The sequence below is a fragment of the Thermogemmatispora sp. genome, from assembly GCF_019683755.1.
Taxonomy (GTDB): Bacteria; Chloroflexota; Ktedonobacteria; order Ktedonobacterales; family Ktedonobacteraceae; genus Thermogemmatispora.
On the sequence record NZ_JADGHT010000463.1, the window covers coordinates 1 to 2,975 of the forward strand.

Annotated in this window: 3 protein-coding genes; 2 read left to right on the plus strand and 1 reads right to left on the minus strand. The window is 62.7% G+C overall.

Annotation, left to right across the window (positions count from 1 at the left end; translation table 11 throughout):
* Positions 1 to 694: 694 nt before the first annotated feature.
* A complete protein-coding gene (locus tag IRZ24_RS18780) occupies positions 695 to 1,687 on the plus strand; it encodes a hypothetical protein (protein WP_112429071.1) in 993 nt (330 codons plus the stop codon).
* A 76-nt stretch (positions 1,688 to 1,763) separates the two neighbouring features.
* On the plus strand, positions 1,764 to 2,288 hold the full coding sequence (locus IRZ24_RS18785; RefSeq protein WP_297167788.1) for a hypothetical protein: 525 nt from the start codon (positions 1,764 to 1,766) through the stop codon (positions 2,286 to 2,288).
* A 252-nt stretch (positions 2,289 to 2,540) separates the two neighbouring features.
* Here IRZ24_RS18785 and IRZ24_RS18790 read toward each other — a convergent pair.
* Positions 2,541 to 2,975, minus strand: a 435-nt coding sequence (locus IRZ24_RS18790) for a hypothetical protein (RefSeq protein WP_297167790.1), incomplete at its 5' end; no start/stop codon positions are given.

Sequence of the window (2,975 nt, forward strand, 5' to 3'; positions counted from 1 at the left end):
CACCTGCTTCTCGTGGAATCGCTGGAAACCCTCCTACTGGCGGCAGCACCCGCAGGGGCCTGCTTTGCGAACGCCCTGTGGGTGCTCCGGTCCTCACAGCGCTCTGACCTGCGCTATGGAGAAGGATGGTATGTCGTCCTGATCCAGGAGGAACCGCCTCACCCCCAGCCCGGGTCGCTATCGGTCTCCGTGAGCCCGCAAGGCTGGTTGGAAATAGCAAGCGACCAGCTGACAGGGATCATAGATCCGACGCTAGCTCAAGCGATCCTGATGCATCCCATGCCTGTGCGAGTGCTCTACTTCCCAGTGGTCAGCTATCGCCGATCCGAGGTAGAGCAGGCGCTGACGCAGGCTAAGGAACTCCTGCTGATCGTAACGGATGGTCGAGAAGCAACACTAAGCAGTTATCGGGCGGCGTATAGCTGCAGTCGTCTAATTGGCTGCGAGCGTGTTACCCTGCAAACACCCAGGGCAGGCTGGTTCCATGTCCGCTGTAGCTCAGGCCATCACAGCCAAGTGGCTCCGGCTCCCTCCACTGAGCCTGCCGGACGAACAGGGGCATCTGGACCCAGCAGCTGCAAGGGGGAACTGGTAGCATGGTGAGTCATCAACCTGATCGCTGGCGATCCCTTCGTGCTGCTGTGCCCGAGGCCGCCTGACCAGCCGGGCAAGAGCACTCGTGAAAGGAGCTGTCATGGACCATGACCTCGATCTGGCTGCCCTGGCGCGGGCAGCGTTCTTCCAACATCAACAGGAAGCTCTGGAGCGCCAGCGAGCGACACAGGCTCAACGAGAGCAAGAGGCGAGTCAGCAGATGGCGTCTCTGGTTCAGGAGGCGCAGGCGGATCTGCCTCGCCTGGCACCGTTGTTAAAGCCTGGCTTGAGCTCCTTCTGGCATACACCAGTGCTTCGCTTCTCAGGGCCTCCCTTCGAAGCCTTTCTCTGCCCGGCCTGCCAGGTAGAACTCCGCCGATGGAGCCTGGGGTGGGAATGTCGCTTCGTGTGCCACTGTACGGGGCCTGGAGATCGCGAGCTGATCGTCACTGTTCGCCGAGACGATGGCCAGGGAGAAACCATCCTGCTGGCGGCCTTGGAGCAATGGCGTCAGCGCCGGCAAGACTGGCACGGGCTCCAACAGCAGCGGGAACAAGAACGGAAACACGAGCAAGAGAAGGCTCGCCAGCAGGACCGTCTCTGTCGCCAGCTGCTCGCTCAGCGCCTTCGGTCAGCCAGGCGCCAGCGCTGGCTCTGGCCGGCTCGCATCTCGATCACCTTCTACCAGGTCAGCTATGTGTCTGGGCGTGATGAAGGAGGACTGCCGGTGCGGCAGGAGGCCTGGTGCCAGGTCGACCGGCTGGATGAAGCGGGCTACCTGATCGTCTGGCCCGCTTCATCATGGCAGGCGCCCCGCGCCATCAAACTCGACCCGCAGGTGCATCTGCCGATCTGGGAGCGGTTCACCTGCTCCTCTCAGGAGGAGCTGCCTTTGGACCTCCTCGAGGAGGAAGAGTTGGTGGAGCCTACGATTGAGCTGGTGCCTCGGGAGCAAGCACTGGTGACCCGCCGCGGCTTCCAGCTCCGCCGGGTCTCAGAGACCTTTTCGCCCTGGACCAGGCGTTTGTGGACCCGACCGGTTGCCTGGGTGCGCACCCTGGTGGAAGCAGCAGCCCGCCAGGAAGGCCAGTGACCCCCAGGCGGGGTCCCACGAGAAGCGGATCTGGCCAGCTTCTGTGCTATACTAAGAAGAAAGGAAGGAACGAGCGATGCCTCTGGAAGCGTGGCCACCGTACCAGGGGTGGCCAAACAGTCCCACCTGGGACGTGTTCACCACACTGACGGATGAGGAGACCAGACAACCGCTCGAAGCGCTGGCGCCTGACGCATTCCGGCTCCGGCAGTGGCTGGAAGAACACGTGCAGCGCTTCCTCAAGGGGCAGGAGACGCCACGGCCTGTGGAACTCCTGCTCACTCACTGGGCCACTGACCCTGCAAGGCGCATTGATTGGAGTCGCGTCGTGGCAGCGGCCCAGAGAGAGGGGGCTGACTGCTCCTTGACGCCCCTGGAGGCAGCCGCAGTAGAGGCGCTCCGCCCGATTGAGCAAGGGCTGCCCTCAGATCCCTCGCTCTCTCTGGCACTCTGGTGGGACGGTCTGGCCCGCCGCTGGGCTGAGCAGCCCGAGCTGCGGCTGCGGCCCAGTCCACTGGGAGCACTGGCCCGGTGCATCATCGACAGCTATCTCCAGGCGATCGACTGGCAACGCCTGGCGCAGGCGCTGCGTGGGGAATAGCAAGCCAGGACCCCCTCACGGAGGACACTGCCGTCCGAGTCAGGCCCTGGACCCGGGCGGCACGGCGACAGCAAGGAAAAGCACAGTGGCCTGATCCAACTGGATGACGAAGTGATGAGAGACAGGGAGGCGGCCTGCGGCGATGGAGGCCAACTCCCCTGTCCACCCTGTCCAGCCGCCTCTCCTGCGGTGGGTGTCGAGGCTTTTTTTTATTTTTGGGAGGCGACGTGATCAGCAGAGGAACCAGAGCTGTCACAGGAGAGGGTCGACCAGGCATAGGAGAGGATCGACCAAGCGGAGAACGCTCTCCTTCTGCTCATCAGCTCCACCCTTCGTGAGTATGACCCACTGTACCTGGAACTCCGAAGTCAAGATCGCCGTGAGGACCACCAATTCCAACCAGAGGTGGCAGTGACCCTGGTGTGGACAGACCAGGACGAGGAGCTGTACTGAGTCTCGCTTCAGTGTCTTGACCAGCTCAGCGATCGCAATCTCGCTGGGCAATTGATCGAGCCTGCTCCAGTCTGAGGAGGGACTGTCTGACCAGGGACGGTGCGGGATCAAGTGGCAATCGACGAGCAGGCTGGTAGTTGAGTGGATCAGCTGAGAGAGCGCTCCTTGATGGAGCAACTCCTGATCGTCTAGGGGGAGGAGGAACACTGGCTTGCTCCTGAGCTGGGCCATCCG

Bases quoted from the DNA above. Each gene is read 5' to 3' on its own strand.
- IRZ24_RS18780 (WP_112429071.1), top strand. From the start codon at position 695: ATGGACCATGACCTCGATCTGGCTGCCCTGGCGCGGGCAGCGTTCTTC.
- IRZ24_RS18785 (WP_297167788.1), top strand. From the start codon at position 1,764: ATGCCTCTGGAAGCGTGGCCACCGTACCAGGGGTGGCCAAACAGTCCC.